Annotated in this window: 15 protein-coding genes, 1 tRNA gene and 2 pseudogenes; 5 read left to right on the top strand and 13 right to left on the bottom strand. The window is 60.3% G+C overall.

The features are described from left to right. The first annotated feature begins 52 nt into the window (after positions 1 to 52). A complete protein-coding gene (locus ACZ5RT_RS06570; RefSeq protein WP_464453938.1) occupies positions 53 to 1,018 on the top strand; it encodes a Gfo/Idh/MocA family protein in 966 nt (321 codons plus the stop codon). A 53-nt stretch (positions 1,019 to 1,071) separates the two neighbouring features. On the opposite strand, the gene ACZ5RT_RS06575 is transcribed toward ACZ5RT_RS06570, so the two are convergent. The 13 genes and pseudogenes from ACZ5RT_RS06575 to ACZ5RT_RS06635 all read right to left on the bottom strand — a co-directional run bounded on the left by ACZ5RT_RS06575 (position 1,072) and on the right by ACZ5RT_RS06635 (position 13,763). Further along, a tRNA-Ser gene (locus ACZ5RT_RS06575) sits at positions 1,072 to 1,159 on the bottom strand. 32 nt (positions 1,160 to 1,191) lie between these two features. Then, a complete protein-coding gene (gene ureG / locus ACZ5RT_RS06580) occupies positions 1,192 to 1,863 on the bottom strand; it encodes an urease accessory protein UreG (protein WP_422171048.1) in 672 nt (223 codons plus the stop codon). Then, a pseudogene (locus ACZ5RT_RS06585) lies at positions 1,860 to 2,551 on the bottom strand (urease accessory protein UreF). The gene ureG and the pseudogene ACZ5RT_RS06585 overlap by 4 nt, the downstream one beginning before the upstream one ends. Further along, positions 2,541 to 3,230, bottom strand: coding sequence for an urease accessory protein UreE (gene ureE / locus ACZ5RT_RS06590; protein ID WP_464453939.1), 690 nt, complete (start codon positions 3,228 to 3,230; stop codon positions 2,541 to 2,543). Before ureE ends, ACZ5RT_RS06585 begins: the two are co-directional and overlap by 11 nt. Before the next feature lie 190 nt (positions 3,231 to 3,420). Continuing rightward, positions 3,421 to 3,627: pseudogene (locus tag ACZ5RT_RS06595) on the bottom strand (urease accessory protein UreD); the annotation flags it as partial. A gap of 54 nt (positions 3,628 to 3,681) precedes the next feature. Further along, positions 3,682 to 4,449 (bottom strand): ABC transporter permease, encoded by a 768-nt coding sequence (locus ACZ5RT_RS06600; RefSeq protein ID WP_464453940.1) that lies wholly within the window; start codon positions 4,447 to 4,449, stop codon positions 3,682 to 3,684. A 14-nt stretch (positions 4,450 to 4,463) separates the two neighbouring features. Then, positions 4,464 to 5,282 carry an ABC transporter ATP-binding protein gene (locus tag ACZ5RT_RS06605; protein WP_422171030.1) on the bottom strand — a complete coding sequence of 273 codons (819 nt, stop codon included), beginning with the start codon at positions 5,280 to 5,282 and terminating at the stop codon, positions 4,464 to 4,466. Positions 5,283 to 5,437: 155 nt separating this feature from the next. After that, the gene (locus ACZ5RT_RS06610; RefSeq protein ID WP_464453941.1) at positions 5,438 to 6,472 is read right to left on the bottom strand and encodes an ABC transporter substrate-binding protein; all 1,035 of its coding nucleotides are present in this window, start codon (positions 6,470 to 6,472) and stop codon (positions 5,438 to 5,440) included. Positions 6,473 to 6,721: 249 nt separating this feature from the next. Continuing rightward, complete coding sequence (locus tag ACZ5RT_RS06615; protein WP_464453942.1) at positions 6,722 to 9,022, bottom strand: NADP-dependent malic enzyme; 2,301 nt, start codon at positions 9,020 to 9,022, stop codon at positions 6,722 to 6,724. A 263-nt stretch (positions 9,023 to 9,285) separates the two neighbouring features. Further along, positions 9,286 to 10,767, bottom strand: coding sequence for a nucleobase:cation symporter-2 family protein (locus ACZ5RT_RS06620; protein WP_422171027.1), 1,482 nt, complete (start codon positions 10,765 to 10,767; stop codon positions 9,286 to 9,288). A 321-nt stretch (positions 10,768 to 11,088) separates the two neighbouring features. After that, positions 11,089 to 12,543 carry an ATP-binding protein gene (locus ACZ5RT_RS06625; protein ID WP_464453943.1) on the bottom strand — a complete coding sequence of 485 codons (1,455 nt, stop codon included), beginning with the start codon at positions 12,541 to 12,543 and terminating at the stop codon, positions 11,089 to 11,091. A gap of 135 nt (positions 12,544 to 12,678) precedes the next feature. After that, positions 12,679 to 13,521, bottom strand: a complete 843-nt coding sequence (locus tag ACZ5RT_RS06630) for a phytanoyl-CoA dioxygenase family protein (protein WP_464453944.1) — start codon at positions 13,519 to 13,521, stop codon at positions 12,679 to 12,681. Next, positions 13,518 to 13,763, bottom strand: a complete 246-nt coding sequence (locus ACZ5RT_RS06635) for a hypothetical protein (protein WP_464453945.1) — start codon at positions 13,761 to 13,763, stop codon at positions 13,518 to 13,520. The genes ACZ5RT_RS06630 and ACZ5RT_RS06635 overlap by 4 nt, the downstream gene beginning before the upstream one ends. 130 nt (positions 13,764 to 13,893) lie before the next feature. Here ACZ5RT_RS06635 and ACZ5RT_RS06640 point away from each other — a divergent pair, with 130 nt between their 5' ends. From ACZ5RT_RS06640 to ACZ5RT_RS06655, 4 genes are read left to right on the top strand one after another with little or no spacing between them, the layout of a single operon-like run. Further along, entirely contained in the window at positions 13,894 to 16,410 is a 2,517-nt protein-coding gene (locus ACZ5RT_RS06640) for a type I restriction-modification system subunit M (RefSeq protein ID WP_464453946.1), read from the top strand. Further along, a complete protein-coding gene (locus ACZ5RT_RS06645; protein WP_464453947.1) occupies positions 16,403 to 17,692 on the top strand; it encodes a restriction endonuclease subunit S in 1,290 nt (429 codons plus the stop codon). Before ACZ5RT_RS06640 ends, ACZ5RT_RS06645 begins: the two co-directional genes overlap by 8 nt. Beyond that, a complete protein-coding gene (locus ACZ5RT_RS06650; RefSeq protein ID WP_464453948.1) occupies positions 17,689 to 18,756 on the top strand; it encodes a PDDEXK nuclease domain-containing protein in 1,068 nt (355 codons plus the stop codon). Before ACZ5RT_RS06645 ends, ACZ5RT_RS06650 begins: the two co-directional genes overlap by 4 nt. Continuing rightward, positions 18,756 to 22,073: a type I restriction endonuclease subunit R gene (locus ACZ5RT_RS06655; RefSeq protein ID WP_464453949.1), complete on the top strand. Its 3,318-nt coding sequence runs from the start codon at positions 18,756 to 18,758 to the stop codon at positions 22,071 to 22,073. Before ACZ5RT_RS06650 ends, ACZ5RT_RS06655 begins: the two co-directional genes overlap by 1 nt.

Here is a 22,073-nt window from a genome sequence, read left to right on the forward strand (position 1 = left end):
CAAAACCGACCTGGCCGCAGAATCGTTAAGCTTGCTACAAAAGGAGAAACGCATGACACATCGATTGGCCATCATCGGCTTGGGCATCATGGGCCGCCGAATGCTCGAAAACGCCTTACAGCACCGGGCTTTTGAAGTTTGCGGGGTCTGGGATCCATCGCCTCTTTCGGTGGCCAAAACCCTCGAAATGGCGCCGAACGTCCCTGTCGCGCAAAGCGCAGAGGCGGCCATGGCCGGGGCCGATGCGGTCTATCTGGCCTGTCCGCCCGGACCCCGCAAAACCTACGCCTTGCAGGCCGCAGCCGCCGGGCAGGGCGTTTTCATGGAAAAACCCTTGGGCACCGACAACGCGCAAAGCCGCGATCTGGTCGACCAACTGCGCCGAGCGCGTTTGCCAGGCGTGGTCAATTTCACCCAGGCCGCGTCGCGGGGCTTTGAGGAGCTCAACCGCGCCATCGCTGCAGGTGAAACGGGTGAGCTGCTCGGCATCGACATTGTGGTGAACTACCCGGCGTGGCCCCGCGCCTGGCAAAAAGACGCCGATTGGCTGCGCCTGCGCCATGAAGGCGGCTACACCCGCGAAGTGATCTCGCATTTTCTGTTTTTGGCCGGGCGTTTTCTCGGGCCACTGACCTTGCAGCAGGCCTTGCCGCGCTATCCGCAAGACCCCGATCTGTGTGAGCTGGACATGTTGGCCCGTTTGACCACCGCAGACGGCAAACCCGTCACGGTCATGGCCACCACCGGGGGGCGGCAACCGGATCGGCAGGAGGTCACCGTGCGCGGCAGCCGCATGAACTACCAATTCAGGGAGTTTTATCAACTCTGGCGCTCGGACGGCGGCCCATGGGTCGAAGCGTTGGACTGGTCCACCGAAGACCCGCGCACCAGTGCATTGCAGCGTCAGTTGAGCGAGGCGGACTTGTGGTTGCGTGGCCAGCCGCACAAACTCGCCACTGCGCAAGAGGCTTTGGCGGTGCAGGAGTTGGTGGAGGCCATGCTGGTGGGCAAGGTCTGAAGGGCTTGCCCCATGCAAAACGCCCCTGAAGAGGGGCGTTTTGCCTTGTGTCTTGGCGGAAGCGGTGAGATTCGAACTCACGGACCCTTTCGAGTCGCCGGTTTTCAAGACCGGTGCAATCGACCACTCTGCCACGCTTCCTTGGGGATGAATTGTAGCGACTTAAAAGGTCTTCAAGCTTGGCCCAGCATGCCGCGCTTTTCGATGAAGGCCACCACCTCGGCCAGTCCGTCCAGGGTTTTCAGGTTGGTCATGACCCAGGGGCGTGTTTCGGGGTTGGGGCGCATGCGCTGGGTGTCGTCGCGCATCACTTGCAGGTCGGCCCCCACATGCGGGGCCAGGTCGGTTTTGTTGATCACGAACAAATCGCTCTTGGTGATGCCGGGGCCGCCTTTGCGTGGGATCTTTTCACCTGCCGCCACGTCGATCACGTAGATCGTGAGGTCACTCAGCTCGGGGCTGAAGGTGGCGGCCAGGTTGTCGCCACCGCTCTCGATGAAGACCACGTCGGCGTTCGGAAATTTTTCGAGCATGCGGTCAATCGCTTCGAGGTTGATCGACGCGTCTTCGCGGATGGCGGTGTGCGGGCAGCCGCCGGTTTCCACGCCCATGATGCGCTCGGCTGGCAGGGCGCCGCTGACGGTGAGCAGGCGCTGGTCTTCCTTGGTGTAGATGTCGTTGGTGATGGCGATCAGGTCCCAGCGCTCGCGCATGTTTTTGCACAGCATCTCGAGCAGTGTGGTTTTGCCGGAGCCGACCGGCCCGCCAATGCCCACGCGCAAGGGCGGCAGTTTTTTGGTGCGCTTGGGGATGTGGTGGAGTGCAGAAGAGGATGTGCTGTTCATGATCGGAAGATGCGTGAATATTGGGTTTCGTGGCGGGCGGACAGGATGGCCAGCATGGGGTTGAAGGCCTGGCGGTCCTCGTCGCTCAGGTGCATGGCGGTTTGCACAGCCAAGGGGATTTCCCGGGCCAGGCGCGCCAGCATGCGTTGGCCTGCGCTTTGGCCCAGCGGCACGGCCTTGAGGGCGGCTTGGGTCATGTTTTCGGCCCAGCCAAAAGCACAGGCTTGCAAAGCTTGGTCTGGTGGAGCCTGCGCCAGTGACAAAGCCAGCGCCATGGCCAGCGGGTAGGTGGGTGGCAGTTGGGCGCAGCAGCTCAGTTGTGCTTCGCTGGCTTGCTGCAGGTTGCGCAGCCAGTCGAGCAATGATCTGCCCATCTGTTCGGTTTGCAGGCGCATCTCGGCGGTTTCGCGGGTGGCCATGACCCAGTTGTTCAAGGTTTGCAGGCGGGCCGTGTCGTGCTGCTGCCAAGCGGGGATGGCTTGTGCCAGCACCGCCATGTCGCCACGCGACTGCGTCAGGTGCAGCTGGTCCACCACCCAGTCGGTGGCGCTGAGTTCGTCGTGCACCAGGCCTTGCTCGATGGGGCGGCTTCGAGGCCCTCCGATTACGAGAAGCCGCCGATCGGCAACGCAGGTGATGCGAGCCAGATCAGTTGCAGCAGGCCCGAAGGTGCGGTGTCAGTGCCCATGGGTGCAGTCGGGGCCGTGCACATGCGGTTCAGCAGGGGCCGCACGGAGGGGGATGGCGATGCGTTGGCCTGCCGGCGGCTTGGCTGCAGGCGCTGCGTGTTCGTGTTGACAATCGGGCCCATGCACATGGGGCTCGGCTTGGGCTGTGTGCGCATGACCCGCATGGCCATGATCGTGGCTGTGCCCATGCCCATGCCCATGTGAGGACGCGCCATGGTCACCATACGCACCGCTCTCGGGCTCAAAGGCTTCGGACACGGCCACCACCGTCATGTGCATGGCGCGCAGCATGTCGGCCAGCACATGGTCGGGCTCGATCTTCAGGTGGTCGGGTTGCAACTCGATGGGCACATGCCGGTTGCCCAAGTGGTAGGCGGCACGGGTCAGGTCAAAGGGCGAGCCATGCTCGGTGCAGGCGGTGATGCGCAGCACGGCTTGTGGTGCTGCTAACACGCGCACGAGGGAGCCGTCTTCGGCCACCAGCACATCGCCGCCGCGCACCACGGTGCCACGCGGCAAGAACACACCCAGTTGGCGGCCTGCGCTGTCGGTCGCGTCAAAGCGGCTTTTCTGGCGGGTGTCCCAGTCGAGGGTGATGGTGCTGGCGCGTTGGATCAGCACACGGGCCAGGCCACGGCCTTGGGGCATGAGTTTGGAGCAATGGATGAGCGAGGTCATGGGTTTGGGTTGTGTAGGAGCCCACCCCTGTGGGCGATGGTTTGAAGGGCGTGTGCCACGGCCATCACCCACGGGGCGGGCTCCTGCGAGGAGGGTTGCCAAAACAAAAAGTAGCGTTGGGTCATGGGCAGACTGGTGGCCGGTTCGCACACCAATAACAGCCCGTCAGCCCGCACCGCATAGGTCTGGGGGCGCCAGAGCCCACGGTGACACGCATGTCCAGCGTGTCGCCGCCCACCAGGCCGCCGGGTGGGTGCACCAGCACGTTGTGGCAGACCGCATCGCTTTCGGGGTAGAGGCTTTGCAGGATGCGCAGTGGCCCGTTGTGCAGGTAGCGGGCCGCGCTGCGCCCGGATTCTTGTGTGTAGTCCAAATCCAGGCGGGCCAGCCAAGTCATGTGTTTAGACCTCTGGGTGTGGCCCACGGCATCAAGTTGCGCACAGTCTGTGCTTCATTCGCCTTGCGAGCCGCGGTGTGCCCAAGCGGTGGTGTGTTTTTCGATGGCGCTGAACAGTTCGTACATGATCATGGCCATCGCACCCAGCACGACCAGACCGGAAAACGCCAGACCCATTTGCATGGCCGAACCGGCCGAGATCAGCAGGTAGCCGATGCCCTCGTTAGAGGCCGTCATCTCCGACACGGTGGTGCCCACAAAGGCCAGTGTGATCGCGACTTTGAGCGAGCCATAAAAGTAAGGCATGGAGCGGGGCAGGCCGACCTTGACCAGCACGTCCCAGCGCTTGGCGCCCAGCACGCGCAGCACGTCTTCCAGCTCGGGCTCCAGCGTGGCCAGGCCGGTGGCGATGTTGACCATGATGGGGAAGAAGCTGATGAGGAAGGCCGTGAGGATGGCGGGGCCGATGCCGATGCCAAACCACACCACCAGGATCGGCACAAAGGCCGCTTTGGGCAGGGCGTTGAAGGCGGTCATGAGCGGGTACACGGCGGCATAGGCCAGGCGCGAGCTGCCGATGATGAAGCCCAGCAGCACGCCCACCACAATCGCAATGCCAAAGCCCACCATGGTCACCCAGAAGGTGCGCCAGGCGTGACCGGCGATCACGTCCTTGAATTCGATGGTTTGCTGCGCGATGCGCGAGGGGCTGGGGAAGACGAATTCCGACACGTTGAAGGCGCGGCACAGCCCCTCCCAGATCAGGATGCTCAGCACCAGCAGGGCCCAGGGTGCCCAGCGTTCGAGGGTTTTGTTGTTCATGAATGGGCTCCCGTTCATTGGTTGATCGCTGCACCGGTCTTGCGCATGGCACCGATGTGGCCGCGCAACTCGTGCACGATGTTGGTGAATTCGGGGGTGTAGGTGATCTCCAGGTCACGCGGGCGCGGCAGGTCGATCTCGCGCTTGACCACAAAGCGGCCGGGGCTCTTGCTCATCACGTACACCGTGTCGGCCAAAAACACCGATTCGCGCAGGTCGTGCGTGACCAAAATCACGTTGAACTTTTGCTCGGTCCACAGGTCGCGCAAGATGCACCAGAGTTCTTCACGCGTGAAGGCGTCCAGCGCGCCGAAGGGCTCATCCAGCAAGAGCATTTTGGGTTCATGGATCAGGGCGCGGCAGATGCTGGCGCGTTGCTGCATGCCGCCCGACAGTTGCCAGGGGAATTTGTCTTCGTAACCGCCCAGGCCCACCGTGTTCAGCAGCTTGCGGGCGCGTTCCACGTATTCGGCTTTTTTTTGTTTGAAGTTGGAGCGGTAGGGCTCCACGATTTCCAGCGGCAGCAGAACGTTGTCGAGCGTGGTGCGCCACGGCAAGAGCGAAGAGGCCTGAAACGCCATGCCACTGATCTTGAGCGGGCCGGTCACAGGCTGGCCATCGACCAGGATGCGGCCTTTGCTGGGCATCTTCAGGCCCGTGGTCAGCTTCATGAAGGTGGATTTGCCGCAGCCCGAAGGGCCCACGATGGCGATGAATTCGCCTTGCCTGACTTGCAGGTTGATGTCTTCCACCGCGAAGTGGTTTTGCGCCAGCAACTCGTCGTTGTAGGCCAGCCAGACATTCTGGAAATCAACGAATGCGTCTTGGGACATGGTGTGACTTTGAAATGGTGTTCGAGCGTGTATACACGTGCGGCTTGGCAAAAGCCCACTGACGCGTTGCACACCCCAGTGGGCTCACAGCGCCGAGTGAGTAACGCTCAGCGCCGAAAGCTTCCGGCCGCGCAGGGCCGCCGGAAGCTGTGGCCTTACTTCTTGGGCTTGGGCAGGATGTCCAGCTCTTTGGCCGAGGGCAAGAACGAGCCGTTCCAGATGTCTTCGGCCTTGACGCGGGTCTTGGTGTTGAAGGCGTCCGACACTTGCGAAGCCATCAGCGTCATGCGGGGGCCGTTGATCTGGCCAAAGCCTTCGGCGCGGGCCGAGGGGCTGTTGATCACGGTGTCGATGGCCAGCTGCAGGCGGCGGGTTTCGAGTGCCACGTTGATGATGCCGTCGCGGGCCTTGACCGATTCAATGGCTTTGGCCGGGTCAGCGATGACTTCTTTGGCGCCCTTGGTGAAAGCGCTCAGGAAGGCTTTCACGGCGGCGGGGTTTTCCTTCAGGATCTTGGGCGAGGCGATGATGGCGTTGCCATACAGCTTGACGCCAAAGTCGGGGTACTGCATGACCACCACGTCTTCGGCCTTCACGCCGCGCGCTTCGATGTTGAGCAGCGAGGTGAAGGTGAAGCCGGTGATGGCATCCACGTCACCGCGCACCAGCATGGTCTCGCGCAGAGGTGGGTCCATGGCGGTCCATGTCACGTTGCCGATGCTGTTGGCTTTCTGGAAGATGGGGAAAGCGCGGCGGCCTGCGTCAAACACGGGCGCGCCCATTTTTTTGCCAGCGAGGTCGGCAGGGGTCTTGATGCCCGACTTCTTCAGCGCCATGACCGAGGCGGGCGTGTTGTTGTAGACCATCATGATGGCCACCGGCTTGTTGGGCGCATCGGGGTTGTTGGCGTGAAACTCCATCAGGGCGGCCAGGTCGGCAAAGCCCAGGTCGTAAGTGCCCGAAGCCACGCGGGTGACCGCGCCACCCGAGCCGTTGCCCGAGTCCACAGTCACGTCGAGTTTGGCGTCCTTGAAATAGCCCTTGGCCGCAGGCAGCAAGAAGAAAGCCGAAGGGCCCTCAAAGCGCCAGTCGAGTTGGAACTTGATGGGGGTGCTTTGGGCTTGTGCCAAACCAAAAGAGGCAGCAGCGGCCAATGCGGCCGTGGCCTTGAGTAAGAAACGCTTGTTCATGGGTGGGCTCCAGGGTCAATAAACGGTGAATCTTGTCTAGCAAAATCGGTGCCATTATCGACCAAGGTGCTGACGGGCCGTGTCAGGTCCATCCCCTAGAAATCCCCACTTTGGGTGCCAGTCCGACCGGCTGAATGCACCAAAATGAGGCCTTTTGTTGGGGCTGAAGCCATTTGCGCACAAAGCCACCCCAGTGGGGTGGCCCAGCGGCGCGGCAAGCTGTGCTTTTGAAAGGCTTGGGCAGAGGCGTCAGCGGTGCGCTTGCGCCACCGCCAAGGCGGTCATGTTGAGCACGCGCCGCACAGTGGCCGCAGGCGTCAGGATGTGCGCCGTGGCAGCCGTGCCCATCAGGATCGGGCCCACCGTGACGCCGCCGCTGGTGGTGGTCTTCATCACGTTGTAGAGGATGTTGGCCGCGTCCAGGTTGGGGCAGACCAGCAGGTTGGCCGAGCCGGTGAGGCTGCTGTCTTCCAGGTAGGCGCTGCGGATCTCGGGCTGCAAAGCCGCATCGCCGTGCAGCTCGCCGTCGCACTCGATGTCGGGGTGCTGCGCCACGAACAGGTCACGCGCCAGGCGCATCTTGCGGGCGGAGGCCCGCTTGGACGAGCCGTAGCTCGAATGCGAGAGGAAAGCCACCTTGGGCACGATGCCAAAGCGCTGAATCTCCTTGACCGCCATGGCCGCGATCTCGGCCAGTTGCTCGGCGCTGGGGTCTTCATTGACATAGGTGTCGGTGACGAACAGCGGACCCTGGTTGGTCATGAGCGCGTTCACGGCGGCGTAGTTGCCCACGCCCGCCCGCTTGCCCAGAATGGAGTCGATGCGCTCCAGATGCGTCATGTAGGTGCCGGCCAGGCCGCAAATCATGGCGTCGGCATCGCCCAGCGAGACCATCAGCGAGCCGATGATGGTGTTGGAGCGGCGCACCGCTGCCTTGGCCACGGCAGGTGTGGCGCCGTTGCGCTTCATCAGCTGGTGGTAGTGCTCCCAGTACTGGCGGAAACGTGGATCGTCTTCGGGGTTCACGTTGTCCACGTCCACGCCCAGGCGCATGCGCAGACCGGCTTTTTCGATGCGGGCGGCGATCACACCGGGGCGGCCGATCAGGATCGGGTGGGCCAGCTTGTCGTCGATGGCCATCTGGGCGGCGCGCAGGGCGCGTTCGTCTTCACCGTCGGCATAGGCCACGCGCTTGGCGCCTTGGGGCACGGCCTTGGCGGCGTTGAAGATGGGGCGCATCAGGATGCCGGTTTGCGTTACAAAGCTTTGCAGTTGCTGGCGGTAGGCGTCCATGTCGGTGATCGGGCGCGTGGCCACACCCGAGTCAAAGGCGGCCTGGGCCACGGCGGGGGCGATGCGCAGGATCAGGCGCGAGTCAAAGGGCGTGGGGATCAGGTAGTCGCGGCCAAAAGACAGCTCTTTGCCTGCGTAGGCGCTGGCCACTTCTTCGCTGATGTCGGCCTTGGCCAGGTCGGCGATCTGGCGCACGCAGGCGAGCTTCATGGCCTCGGTGATCTTGGTCGCGCCGCAGTCCAGGGCCCCCCGGAAGATGTAGGGGAAGCACAGCACGTTGTTGACCTGGTTGGGGTAGTCCGAGCGGCCGGTGGCGATGATGCAGTCCGGGCGGGCGGCCTTGGCCAGCTCGGGGCGGATTTCGGGTTCGGGGTTGGCCAGGGCCAGGATCACCGGGTCACGGGCCATGGTCTTGAGCATGTCCACCGTCATCACGCCGGGGGCCGAGCAGCCCAGGAACACGTCGGCCCCGTTGACCGCATCGGCCAGGCTGCGGGCCTCGGTCTTTTGCGCGTAGCGGGCTTTGGACTCGTCGTAACCACCAGGGCGGCCTTCGTAGATCACCCCTTTGGAGTCGCACACGTAAATGTTCTCGGTCTTCACGCCCAGGCCCACCATCACGTCCAGACACGCGATGGCGGCTGCGCCCGCGCCCGAGACGGCCAGCTTGATGCTGCCGATGTCCTTGCCCACCAGCTCCAGGCCGTTGAGCATGGCGGCCGAGGCGATGATGGCCGTGCCGTGCTGGTCGTCGTGGAAGACCGGGATGTTCATGCGCTCGCGCAGCTTCTTCTCGATGTAGAAGCACTCGGGCGCCTTGATGTCTTCGAGGTTGATGCCGCCCAGTGTGGGCTCCATGGCGGCGATGATCTCCACCAGCTTGTCCGGGTCGCGCTCGGCCAGCTCGATGTCGAACACGTCAATGCCCGCGAACTTCTTGAACAGGCAACCCTTGCCCTCCATCACGGGCTTGGCCGCCAGCGGGCCGATGTCGCCCAGGCCCAGCACAGCGGTGCCGTTGGTGATCACCGCCACCAGGTTGCCGCGAGAGGTGAACTCGGCCGCCTTGGACGGGTCGGCTTCGATGTCCAGGCAGGGATAAGCCACGCCAGGCGAATAGGCCAGCGACAGGTCGCGCTGGTTGGACAGGGGTTTGGTCGGGTTGACCGAGACCTTGCCGCGTGTGGGAAAGCGGTGGTAGTCGCGCGCAGCGTCGCGCAAGGCTTCTTCGGCGGGGGAGAGTTGTTTTTGGCTCATTGTTCTTGTCTCGGTAGATCAAATGAAAAGAGGGTTGTCGTGAAAGCGTAACCTATTTGAGCGCGGTTTCAGGCTGTGGATTACCTGCATAAAAAGCAAAAAGCCAAGCACCGGGCTTGGCTTTTGCGAGACAAATGTCTGTCATGCCCGGCATGACCGGGTATCCATCTGCACCGAAGGCATGGACCCCCGATCAAGTCGGGGGTGACAATTGCGCGTCATACCCGGCATGACCGGGTATCCATGTCTTCAGGCGATCGTCTTCAATGCGAGTCGGCGTGTTTGGCCGCTTCGATGGCCTCGCTGCTGTCGCCCTTGGAGCCGTTGAAGTACAGGTTCAACAACACAGCGCTGATGGAGGCCAGCAAGATGCCCGACTCGATCAGCGGGTGGATGCTGTGCGGCATCCACTGCAGGTAGCGTGGCGCGATCAGCGGGATCATGCCAAAGCCGATCGAAATCGCCACGATGAACAGGTTGTTGCGGTTGCCCTTGTAGTCCACGGTGGACAGAATCCGGATGCCGGTGGCCGCCACCATGCCGAACATCACCAGGCCCGCACCGCCGAGCACAAAGGTGGGCAGCGACTCGACCAAGGCCGCCATCTTGGGCAACAGCCCCAGCACGATCAGGATCACGCCGCCTGCGACGCAGACAAAGCGGCTCTTCACGCCCGTCACGCCCACCAGACCCACGTTTTGCGAGAAGCTGGTGTAGGGGAAGGTGTTGAAAATGCCGCCGATCAGCGTGCCCAGACCGTCGGTGCGCAGACCAGCCGTCAGCATTTTCTGATCGACTTTTTTGCCGGTCAGATCGCCCAAGGCGAGGAACATGCCGGTCGACTCGATCATCACCACGATCATCACCAGGGTCATGGTCAGGATCAGGATGGGGTCAAAAATGGGCGTCGCAATTTCAAAGGGCAGCACCAGGTCAAACCAGCCTGCTTTGCCCACTTTGTCGAAGCTCATGAGGCCAGCAGCCGTGGCCACCACGCCGCCGACCACGATGCCCAGCAGCACCGAAATATTGGCCAAAAAGCCACGGGCGTACTTGGCAATCAGCAAGATGGACACCAACACAATGGCGGCGATGCCGATGTGCGAGAGCTGCGCGTACTTGGGGTTGGGCACCGAGCCCACGATGTTCATGCCCGCTGGCACCGGGGGCACCGCGCCCGTGCTGGCCGCTTGTTTGGCGGCTTCCAGCCAGGCCAGGTGTTCCGGGTTGGGGATGCTTGGGGCTGTCGGGCCGAAGGGGTTGCCAAAAATCCAGTTGATGCCCACGCGCATCAAGCTGATGCCGATGACCGCAATGATGGTGCCGGTGACGACAGGCGGGAAGAACCGCAGCATGCGGCTCACAATCGGCGCAATCAAAATGGAGATCACCCCCGCGCCAATGATGGCGCCGAAGATCAGCCCGGCGCCTTGAACGCCCGGGTTGTTGTTGGCCATGGCAACCATGGGGGCCACAGAAGCAAAGGTCACGCCCATCATCACGGGCAGCTTGATGCCAAACCACTGCGTGGCACCCAGCGACTGAATCAGGGTAACCAGGCCGCAGCAAAACAGGTCGGCCGAGATCAGCATCGCCACTTGCTCGGGGCTCAGCTTGAGGGCGCGGCCCACGATCAGGGGCACCGCCACCGCGCCGGCATACATCACCAGCACATGTTGCAGGCCCAATGCGGCGAGCTTGCCATTGGGCAATTTCTCGTCCACGGGGTGGATGGTTGAACTCATGGAGAGGTCTCCTGGAAAGTAAACAGAGGGGAAATCCGCAAAGAAACTAGATGTGTGCTTCTTTGTGTTCTAAACTGTATACAAAATAAGAGGCGGTGTGATGCGTGAAAACCCTGTCTTTGTTCAGGTCCCGTCCCGTGCCCCCGATCCTCTTTTCGGGGAAAGTCGCCGAAAAGATTTCAGCCAGGGGGCCTCAAACCGCCATCAAAGGAAACAGCGCATGGTCCATCGGCACCCCGGCGGGCAGTTCCTGGTCCAGCCCGGGGAAGGGCGGCGAGGTCACCCAAGGCCGTGGGGCGTGGTGCAGCTGTGCATTCAGGGTCAAACGACAACGGACCGCGAATTCAATCTGTGAACCAGATTGACCCCGACCGTGTACGCATAAACGCTGGACGGGCAGAACTCGAAGTTCATGCCTTTGTAGGACACCAAGGGATCCGAGACCGTTCTACTGGTCACCAGCATAGGGCTGCTGATGTTGGGGTGCTTTTGCGCAAACTCCACACAGTTGTCCAGTTCGCCACGCGATTGATAAGGGCGGTCGCTCCATTTGACTTCCACCGCCCAATTGGGTTTCAGGTCGCTACCTGCCATGTGGACGATGTCCACTTCGCCGCTGTTCCAGCGGGCATAAAACAGCTCGGCTTGTTGGTTGTGTTGCCACTGGCTGTAAATGGCGGTTTCCGTCAGCGCCCCCATGGCAGGTGATTCGGCAGTGATGGAGCCAAACAAGGCAGCCCGCATGGACGGGTTGTTCAGATAGACCTTGAAGGCCGATGCACGTTTGAAGCGCTTGGCGTTCTGATCGATGCGCTCGACCCGTCGAATCAGAAAAGCGGCTTCGAGGTACTCCATGTAGCGGTTGATCGTGTTTTTGGCCACGCCCGATGTTTTGGACAGGTCATTGAGACTGACTTCGTTGCCGCTGTTGTAGGCCAGGGTGGTGAAGAGTCGGTTCAATTCCTGAATGTCGCTGATGCCGTAGAGGCTGGGCAGGTCGCGCAGCAGGACTTTGTCAATGATGTCGCTCTTGATGTATTGACTCGGGTCTGTTCGCACAGTCGGTGAAAACACCGCTTCAGGGTAGCCGCCGTAATTCAGGTAATTGACAAACTCAGCATTGAGTTCATCGATGTTTTTGGCTTTGAAGTTGATTCTTCCTTGTGTGAGTTCGTCTTCCTCAATTTTTTCTATAAGCTTTGTGTCCTGCCCAATGAAGTGCAGGTATTCGGCAAAAGTGAGGGGGGGAAGGACGTAGTCAGTGAAGCGGCCAGCACCGGATTCCTGGCTCTTGAGCCGCAGGGCCGCAGCAGCCGAACCGGTAGCGATGAAACGGTAGCTGGGGTATGAGTCCACCAGCGATTTGAGGTGAATTTCCCAGCTTGGCAGGTACTGCACTTCGTCAAAGTACACATACAGTTCAGCGTCACGGCCATGGTCAAATTTTTCCTGGAAATGACTCAGCAGTTTTTCCAGTGGCAGTCCGGTGTAAATGGGGGTTTCGAGTGAAACGTAAAAAATGTTTTGGGCGTTGACACCCGCATCCAGCAATGTCTTGATGCTTTGGTAAACCATGACGGTTTTTCCCACCCGTCGAGGCCCCATGAGTACCACAGCGCGGCGCAAGCTGGTGTCGGTCAGGATGTCTTGAAAAGATGCAAAGTAGCCACGGCGCGGCTGATCCTCAAAAGGGATTTTTCTTTTGGAATTCGTTTCCCACCAAGGGTTGTCAAACACCAAGCGGGCAACGATGTCTTCTTTGGCAATTTCAAGCATATTTAATTAAGATCAATTGATTGAGCTTAACTGGATCATACTTGAAATTAAGATCAGACGGCTGATCTTAATTTTCTCTCCCGTGATGACCTTTGAAGCTGTGTTCCTCAACGGGCCATTTCACAAAGACAAGCCTCAAACCGCCATCAACGGAAACAACGCATGGTCCATCGGCACCCCGGCGGGCAGTTCCTGGTCCAGCCCAGGGAAGGGCGGCGAGGTCACCCAAGGCCGTGGGGCGTGGGTCATGTCGTCGCCCAAAAAGCGCACCGAGTACACGCGCCTGCGCTGGGTGCCGTCCACCCCTGCTGAGGCATGCAGGCTGAGCATGTGAAAACACACCAGATCGCCCGGCTGCAGCGCCCAGCCGAGGATCGGGAAGTCTTCGCGGTGGTTGTCGATGTCGGGCAACTCGGCCAGCGAGCCTTCGGGGAACCACTTGGCCTGGTTGGTCATGAAGGTGCGCGGCATGAGCCAGGGGCCACGGTGTGAGCCCGCGATGAACTCCAGCGTGGAAGCGCGGGGCACCGGGTCCACCGGAATCCAGAAACTGATGTTTTGCAGGCCGTCCACGTTGTAATACGGCTGATCTTGGTGCCAGGGCGTGCGCTGGCGCGTTCCGGGCTCCTTGACCAGCAGGTGGTCGTGGTACAGGCGCACCGTCTGGCTTTGCATCAGGCGCTGGGCCAGTGATGCCAGGGGCGTGTCGAAGATGAAGCGTTTGAACTGGGGGATGTCCTGCCAGTTGCAAAAGTCTTCAAAAAAGCGCCCCGGGTCGTCCGGCCGACTGGCCACCATGCCGCGTGGGCTGGGCTGGGCCAGGTTGGCCTCAATGCCGTCCCGCAGCAGGGCCACTTCTTCGGGCGTGAACAAATTGCGGATGCACACCGCGCCATCGCGCTGGTAGTCGGCCACGTCTTGCTCGGTGGTGCAGGCCTGCACGCGCTGGCGCTGAGTGGTGAGGGTTTGTGTAGTCATGTCGTTCGAGGCTTCTGCTGGGTATTTATCAAAAATATCACTGCCGCGTTGGGGTCAGCCAAGCTGGCCAGGCTGATGTTGAACGCCCGTGCCATGTACATCTGGGCTTGCTGCAAACCAGACGGAATCAAGGCAATCTCATCGTCCCACCAGCTGGGCAGAGATTTGCGGGCAACAGGCGTGGAAATCCCCACCTCGTTAAGCCGAGCAAACAAGTTTTGTATGGGGTTGACGGTAGCCACGATGTGCTCCTTGCGATCGAAAATGCCTTCTTGCTACAGAGAGCAACAGCCCTCGATTCTAAGGAAATCCTCATTACACTCAGGTACTAAATCAGTCAATCTGTTGGCCTTCCACACCCTCAAATCACGTATGCCCATTACCCTGCCTCAGCTGGAACGCCACCTCTTCAAAGCCGCCGACATCCTGCGCGGCAAGATGGATGCCTCGGAGTTCAAGGAATACATCTTTGGCATGCTGTTCCTCAAGCGCTGCTCTGATGTGTTCGAGCAGCGCCGCGCTGAAGTGATCCAGCTCGAAATCGATGCAGGCAAGACCACCGCCGAAGCGGAGGCCTCGGCCGAGAACAAGCGTTGGTACAAAAAAGACGGCTACTTCTGGGTGCCCAAAGAGTCGCGCTACAGCTACCTGGTCGACAACTCCCGTCAGGCCAACGTCGGCAATCTGCTGAGCAAGGCACTGGCAGGCATTGAAAGTGACAACGTCAGCCTGTACGACGTGCTGGAGCACATCGACTTCACCCGCAAGATCGGCCAGAGCAAGATCCCCGACATCAAGCTGCAGCAGCTCATCACCCATTTCAGCCTGCACCGCCTGCGCAATGAGGACTTTGAGTTCCCTGACCTGCTCGGTGCCGCCTACGAATACCTGATTGGCGAGTTTGCCGACTCGGCGGGCAAAAAAGGCGGCGAGTTCTACACCCCGCGCTCGGTGGTGCGCATGATGGTGCGGCTCATCAAGCCTGAGCTCAAACACGACATTTACGACCCTTGTTGTGGGTCTGGCGGCATGCTGATCGCCGCCAAGGAATACATCGACGAACACGGTGAAGACGGGCGCAAGGCCAACCTGTTTGGCCAAGAGTTCAACGGCACGGTGTGGTCGATTGCCAAGATGAACATGCTGCTGCACGGCATCAGCACCGCCAACCTGCAAAACGAAGACACCCTGGCCGAGCCACAGCACGTTGAAGGTGGCGAGCTGATGCACTTTGACCGCATCCTCACCAATCCGCCGTTCTCGATCCAATGGGGCAATACCGAGAAGGATGCCGACGGCAATGCCGCCTGGAAACCTAAATTTGAAGCCGAGCGCTTCCCTTATGGCCAGGTGCCGCTGGGTGCCAAAAAAGCCGACCTGATGTTCCTGCAGCACATGCTGGCCGTCACCCGCGACGGTGGCATGGTGGCCACCGTGTTGCCCCATGGTGTGCTGTTTCGGGGTGGTGAAGAAAAAACCATCCGCGCTGGCATCATTGAAGACGATCTGCTCGAAGCCGTCATCGGCGTGGCACCCAATTTGTTTTATGGGACGGGCATCCCGGCCTGCATTTTGGTGCTGCGCCAGCGGGTGCAAAACGGTGCAAACCGTGTCAGCGGCAAGCCTGCCGAACGCCAAGGCAAAGTACTCTTCATCAACGCAGACCGCGAGTTCTTTGAAGGCCGCGCGCAAAACCACCTGCTGCCCGAGCACATCGAGAAAATCGTCACCACCTTCGACGAGTTTCGTGCCATCGATGGCTTCTCGGCCATCGTCGACAACGCCACGCTCAAAGACAACGCCTACAACCTCAACATCCGCCGCTATGCCGACAACGCGCCACCGCCCGAGCCGCACGATGTGCGTGCCCATCTGGTGGGTGGCATCCCCAAAGCTGAGGTGGCCGATAAAGCCAGTTTGTTCAGCGCCCACGGCCTGAACCCGATGGACCTGCTGGTGGAAAGGGATGCCAAGTATTGGGACTTTGCACCCGCCCTCGACAAGCGGCAGGCCCTCAAACCTGCCATTGAAAACAATGCCGGACTGCTGGCCAAGGAAGCCGCCATTCGCGATGCGTTTGAGAAATGGTGGCGCGACCACAGTGCGCGCATTTCCGCACTTTCTGGCCAGATGCAAGATGGACAAGACAGCGCCGCCAGCCTGGTGGCCCTGCGCAGCGACCTGTTGGCCAGCTTTAGCCAAAGCCTCGAAGCCATTGGCCTGCTCGACCCCTTTCAGGTGCGCGGCATCGTGGCCGGGTTTTGGTACCAAACCAAATACGAATTCCTCACCCTGCAGGCACGCGGGGCCAAGGGCGTGGCCGATGCCTGGCGCACCAGCATCGTCACCGCGCTGGAAGACAAAGCCAGCAAAGAAAGCCCGCTGGAGCACAAGCTGGTGAAGTTCTTGATGAGCGACTTCGTTGAGGCCATCACCGAGTTGGAAGCCAAGAAAGCGGAGCTGGACAGCAAGATCAAAGCGGCCAGCCCGAAAGAGGCCGAGGCTGAAGAAGGTGAGGTCGCTGAGGCTGCAGAAGACGAGGCGGACGAAGAGAACGCCGTGGACGATACTCAGCTTAAAGCTTGGAAAAAAGACCTCGCTGCCGTCAAGAAGCAACTCAAAGCCAAGCACGACAGCTTCAAGCAACACATTGGCACCGCAGTGGAAGGCCTCACGCCCGAAGCCGCTGCCGAATTGCTGCTGACCATCTTGCACAAGGACATGCAAACCATCGTGGAGCGTTACATGGCTGCGCAGCGCAAGCAGATCGTGGCCGCGTTTGAGAATTGGTGGGACAAGTACCGCGTGACGCTGACCGAGATCGAGGGCAAGCGGGATGAGGCAACCAAGGCGCTGCAGGGATTTTTGAAGGGGTTGCGGTATGTCTGAAGCCCAACAGAGATGGCCTTCGGATTGGTCTGTTCGATCACTCGAAAAAATAGCATCACTGATTACAAGCGGAGGCACACCGACCTCAGGTAATCCGCGTTTTTACCTTGAGTACGGTGGACTACCGTTTGCCAAGACAGAGGACTTAACGCGTGCTAAATCTAGATTTATCGAAGAATGTGAACTTGGAATATCTGAAGTAGCCTTGAAAGAGAGTGCGGCAAAAAAGTATCCAGCTGGAACCGTGCTCATTTCGATGTACGGAACGATTGGATTGACCAAGATCGCTGGAATCGAGATGGCGGCAAATCAAGCACTATGCGCTTTGATTCCACCCTTGGCCTGCGATTCTGGATATTTGTATCACCATCTCGAGTACACCCGACCGGGATGGTTAAAGTATTCGGGGCAAACAACGCAGGCCAACATAAACGGCGCAACCGTTCGTGCACATGAGGTGCCGCTTCCCGACCCAAGTGAGCAGCGCAAGATCTCGCAAGTCCTCGACACCCTCGACACCGCCATCCACGAAACCGAGGCGATCATCGCCAAGCTCAAGGCCGTCAAGCAGGGCCTGCTTCACGACCTGCTGACACGCGGCATCGACGCCAACGGCGAACTTCGCCCGCCGCAGTCTGAGGCACCACATCTCTACAAACAGTCGCCGCTGGGGTGGATTCCGAATGAGTGGGACTTCGCTCCACTGGTGTCGAAAATCGACTTTCCGGAGGGACAAGTCGATCCAAGGCGGGCCCCCTACCGCGACTGGGTTCTGATTGCTCCCGATCACATTGAGTCGGGGACCGGCCGTTTGATTTCAACGGCGACAGCATCTGAGCAGCAAGCCATTTCCGGCAAGTACGTCTTTCAATCTGGTGATGTGATCTACAGCAAGATTCGTCCCTATTTGAGGAAGGCGGTATTGGCCAGCAATAGTGGCTTGTGTAGTGCCGATATGTATCCGTTACGACCAAAGGCAGGGATCGATTCGCGGTATCTAATCGCAGTGATTCTTGGCGATCAGTACTCACGGTTTGCTGAGTCTGTTTCCATGCGGAGCGGATTCCCAAAAATAAATCGCAACGAAATGGCTGAATTCTCAATAGGTTGGCCATCTCCGGAGGAGCAGTCCTGGATTGCTCAGATTTTGAGCGATGCTGATATCAATCAGATGACTGAGGAGGATGAGATAGAGAAGTTAAGAATTCTCAAAGCTGGCCTGATGGACGACCTCCTCACTGGCCGCGTCCGCGTCAAACCTTTGCTGGAGGCCACCCCATGACCGACCGCCCCACCTCGCTCATGCCCGCGCCCGAGGGCTACACCGACTGGCTGGCCGAGCTGAAAACCCGTATCCACAGCGCCCAGCAGCGCGCCGCGCTGGCCGTCAACCGGGAACTGGTGCTGCTGTACTGGCACATTGGGCGCGATATTCTTGACCGGCAAAGCCGCGAGGGTTGGGGAGCGAAAGTGGTTGACCGGCTCTCCCGAGATCTGCGCGAAGCTTTTCCCCAAATGAAAGGGTTTTCATCGCGCAACCTGAAGTACATGCGCTACTTTGCCGAGCACTGTCCGTCCCAGCGATTTGGGCAGCAGCCTGCTGCCCAATTGCCTTGGTTCCACATCGTGACCTTGCTGACCCAGTTGCAAACCCCAGAAGAGCGCGAGTGGTATGCCGCACAAGCCATACAGCGGGGGTGGTCGCGCACGACGCTGGAAGTGCAGATCAAGAACCGCTTGTTGGCCCGCCAGGGCCAAGCCGTCACGAATTTTGGCGAACGGCTGCCATCACCGCACTCCGATTTGGCCCAAGACACCTTAAAAGACCCCTACTTGTTCGATTTTCTGGGCTTGGGTGACGAAGCCCATGAGCGCGAGATCGAGAGCGGCCTGATCCGGCACATCACGCACTTCTTGCTGGAGCTGGGCACTGGCTTTGCGTTTGTGGGCCGACAGCACCGCCTGGAAGTGGCGGGCGATGAGTTTTTTATTGATCTGCTGTTCTATCACACGCGTCTCAAGTGCTATGTCGTGGTGGAACTCAAAGCGGTGGCCTTCAAGCCGGAGCATGCGGGTCAGTTGAATTTTTACTTGACAGCGGTCGATCGCCAGATCAAGGGGCCTGACGATAACCCCACCATTGGCCTTTTGCTGTGCAAAACACAGAATCGAATGATTGCGGAATACGCCTTGTCTGGGATTGAGAAGCCCATCGGCGTGGCTGAGTATGAGTTGCTGCGCCAGCTTCCAGATAATTTGGCGAGCAAGCTGCCCACCATTGAAGAACTTGAGCAAGAACTGATCAATTTGCCTGATGAAACGAATCAGCAGGACGGGAGCGCTTGATGGGCTGGGAACTCGAAGACGTCGAAAAGCCTTTCGTTGCCCAGTTGCAGGCGCTGGGTTGGGCGCACATCGAAGGCAGCCTTGACGACCCAGCCGTGACTGGCCGCACCGGCTTTGCCGAGGTGATTCAAGGGGGGCTGCTGCGCGAACAATTGCGCGCGCTGAACCTGGGGCCAGACGGATTGCCCTGGCTAGACGAGGCGCGGCTGGATGAAGCCGTGACTGCCATCACCCGGCTGGGCACGCACAAGCTGATGGAGGCCAACGAAAAGGCCACTGCTTTGTTGATCCGTGGCTTGACGGTGGAGGGCCTGCCCGGCTGGGACGGTGGGCGCGGCCAAACCATCCGCTACATCGACTGGGACACCCCCGCCAACAACCGCTTCACGGTGATCAACCAGTACCGCGTGGATTGCCCGCCTGGTTTTAACAGTGGCAAGCAGTTCATCGTGCCCGACTTGGTGCTGTTGGTGAACGGCATTCCGCTGGTGGTGGTGGAGTGCAAGAGCCCGTCGGTGCCCGAGCCATTGGCCGAGGCGGTGGACCAACTGCGCCGCTACAGCAACCAGCGCAAAGCCGCGATGGAGGTGGATGACAACGAGGGCAACGAGCCCCTGTTTGCCACCAACCAGCTGTTGGTGGCCAGCAGTTTTGACGAGGCACGCGTGGGCTGCGTGGGTGCGGCCTTTGAGCATTACGCCCAGTGGAAGACGGTGATCGGCCCAGATGGTGCAGGCAGCGAGATGGCGGTGGCGCAAGCGATGGGCAAGGCGGCCTTGTCGGAGCAAGAGCGTTTGATTGCCGGGATGCTGGCACCCGCGCATTTGTTGGATGTGGTGCAGAACTTCATGTTGTTCATGCAGACCGGCGGTCAGACCATCAAGACGGTTTGCCGCTACCAGCAGTACCGGGCGGTGAACCGGGCCATTGCGCGGCTGAAGACCGGCCAGACCCGTCGGCAACACGGTGAGCACGATCAGCGCGGCGGCATCATTTGGCACACACAGGGCTCGGGCAAGAGCCTGACCATGGTGTTCTTGGTGCGCAAGATGCGCGCAGATGCGCAGTTGCGTCATTTCAAAATCATTGTGGTCACCGACCGCAAAGACTTGCAGGGCCAGTTGTCCGTGACCGCCACGCTGACAGGCGAAGTGGTGGATGTGGCCGAAAGCGCAGCGGGTGTGAAGGCGCTGGCACGGCGCAAAGGGCCGGGACTGGTGTTTGCTACGATCCAAAAATACCGCGACCCCGACAGTGCGGGGGATGCGCCACTGACGGCGGATGATTTGCCAAAAGTGGAAGAGCCCAAGGCCACCTACAAGGTCAGCGAAAAGTTCGAAGTGCTGAACGAGGACGACAGCATCCTGGTGCTGGTGGACGAGGCGCACCGCACCCAGGCAGGCGACCTGCATGCCAACTTGTTGGCGGGCTTGCCCAATTGCGCGCGCATGGGCTTTACCGGCACGCCCATCATCATGGGCGACAAGAAGCGCACCCATGAAATCTTTGGCGAGTTCATTGACCGTTACACCATCAAAGAGGCCGAAGCCGACGGCGCGACGGTGCCCGTGCTCTATGAAGGCCGCACGGCCAACGGCGCCATCAAGGACGGTGCGAGCCTGGATGAACTGTTTGAAGACCTGTTCCGTCAGCATTCGCAGGAAGAGCTGGAGGCGATCAAGAAGAAGTACGCCACCAAAGGCCACATCTTTGATGCCCCGGCGCTGATCGCCGACAAGGCCCGCGACATTCTTCGCCACTACGTGACCAACATCCTGCCCAACGGCTACAAGGCGCAGGTGGTGGCCTACAGCCGCTTGGCAGCGATCCGTTATTTCGAGGCCTTGCGCGCGGCTCGCGGTGAGTTGCTGGCCGAGGCTCAGGCGCTTTCACCCCAAGACAAGGCGCTGGATGACGAGGCGCTGTGTCAGCGCCCGGTGGGTGTGCAGGCGGTGGTACAGGCCTGGCGCTACCGCGACACCCTGGCGCGCATTGAGTTCGCCCCCATCATTTCGGGCAGCAACAACGATGACCCCGCCTGGAAAACGTGGACCGATGGCGCAGCGCAGGAGCAGCTGATCAAACGCTTCAAAAAGCCGCTCTTCCATGCCAAACCAGAGAAGACCGACCCATTGGCTTTCTTGGTCGTGAAGTCGATGCTGCTGACGGGTTTTGATGCACCGATTGAGGGTGTGATGTACCTGGACCGCCCGATTCGCGAGGCGGAGTTGCTGCAAGCGATTGCCCGCGTCAACCGCACAGGTTTTGGCAAACGCTGCGGCATCGTGGTGGACTACTTTGGTGTGGCGCAGCACTTGAAAGAGGCGCTGGCAGCTTACGCCGACGAGGATGTGGAAGGTGCGCTGGCCAGTTTGAAGGATGAAGTGCCTGTGCTGCGCGACCGGCATCTGCGCGTGGTGGACTTGTTCCGTCAGCGGGGCATCGAATCGCTGGAAGACACCGAGGCCTGTGTTGAAGCCTTGGGCAGCGAGAAGCTGCGTGCCGAGTTTGCCGTCAAGCTCAAAGCATTTTTGGGTTCGCTGGACACGGTGCTTCCACGGCCTGAGGGGCTGCCTTACACCAAGGACGCCAAGAAGCTGGCTTACCTCTACGCCCGCGCCCGCAACCGCTACAAGGACACCCCGGTACTGGGCAAAGATGTGGGCGCCAAGGTGCGCAAGCTGATCGACGATCATGTGATCTCACTGGGCATCGACCCCAAGATTCCGCCGATTCAGCTGACCGATGCCCATTTCGACACGCATGTGGCCCGAACCGCGAACGACCGCGCCAAGGCTTCAGAGATGGAGCACGCCATCCGTTCACACATCCGCAAGCACACCGATGAAGACCCCGTGCTGTACCGCAAGCTGTCGGAGCACTTGAACGACATTCTTAAAACGCTGGGTGAAAAGTGGAACGAGGTGATCGCGCAGCTGCAAAAGATCATCGACGAACTGCGCACAGGCCAGGCTGGCAGCGCCGATGCGCCGAGCGACTTGCCAGAGCATTGCGCGCCGTTTTTGCGCACCGTGTTGGATGTGGTGTGTGATGGGCGGTCGCCAAGCCCAACCGAGTTGTTGCGGCTGAAGGATGTGACCGTGGAGCTGGTGGACTTGTTGGCGCAAGAACTGAATAGCAACCGCGATATTTGGAGTCCACACAAACGCGCTGCTCAGGAAGACCTGAACACACAACTGTTTGAACACCTGATGCGCTTGCGGCCACCCTTGGTGGATACCGACAAGGCGGGTGTGCTGGCGGACAAGTTGATGGAGCAAGGACGCGCCAATCACGACAAGCTGGTGCAGGTGTGA

The organism is Limnohabitans sp. TEGF003, assembly GCF_055395455.1.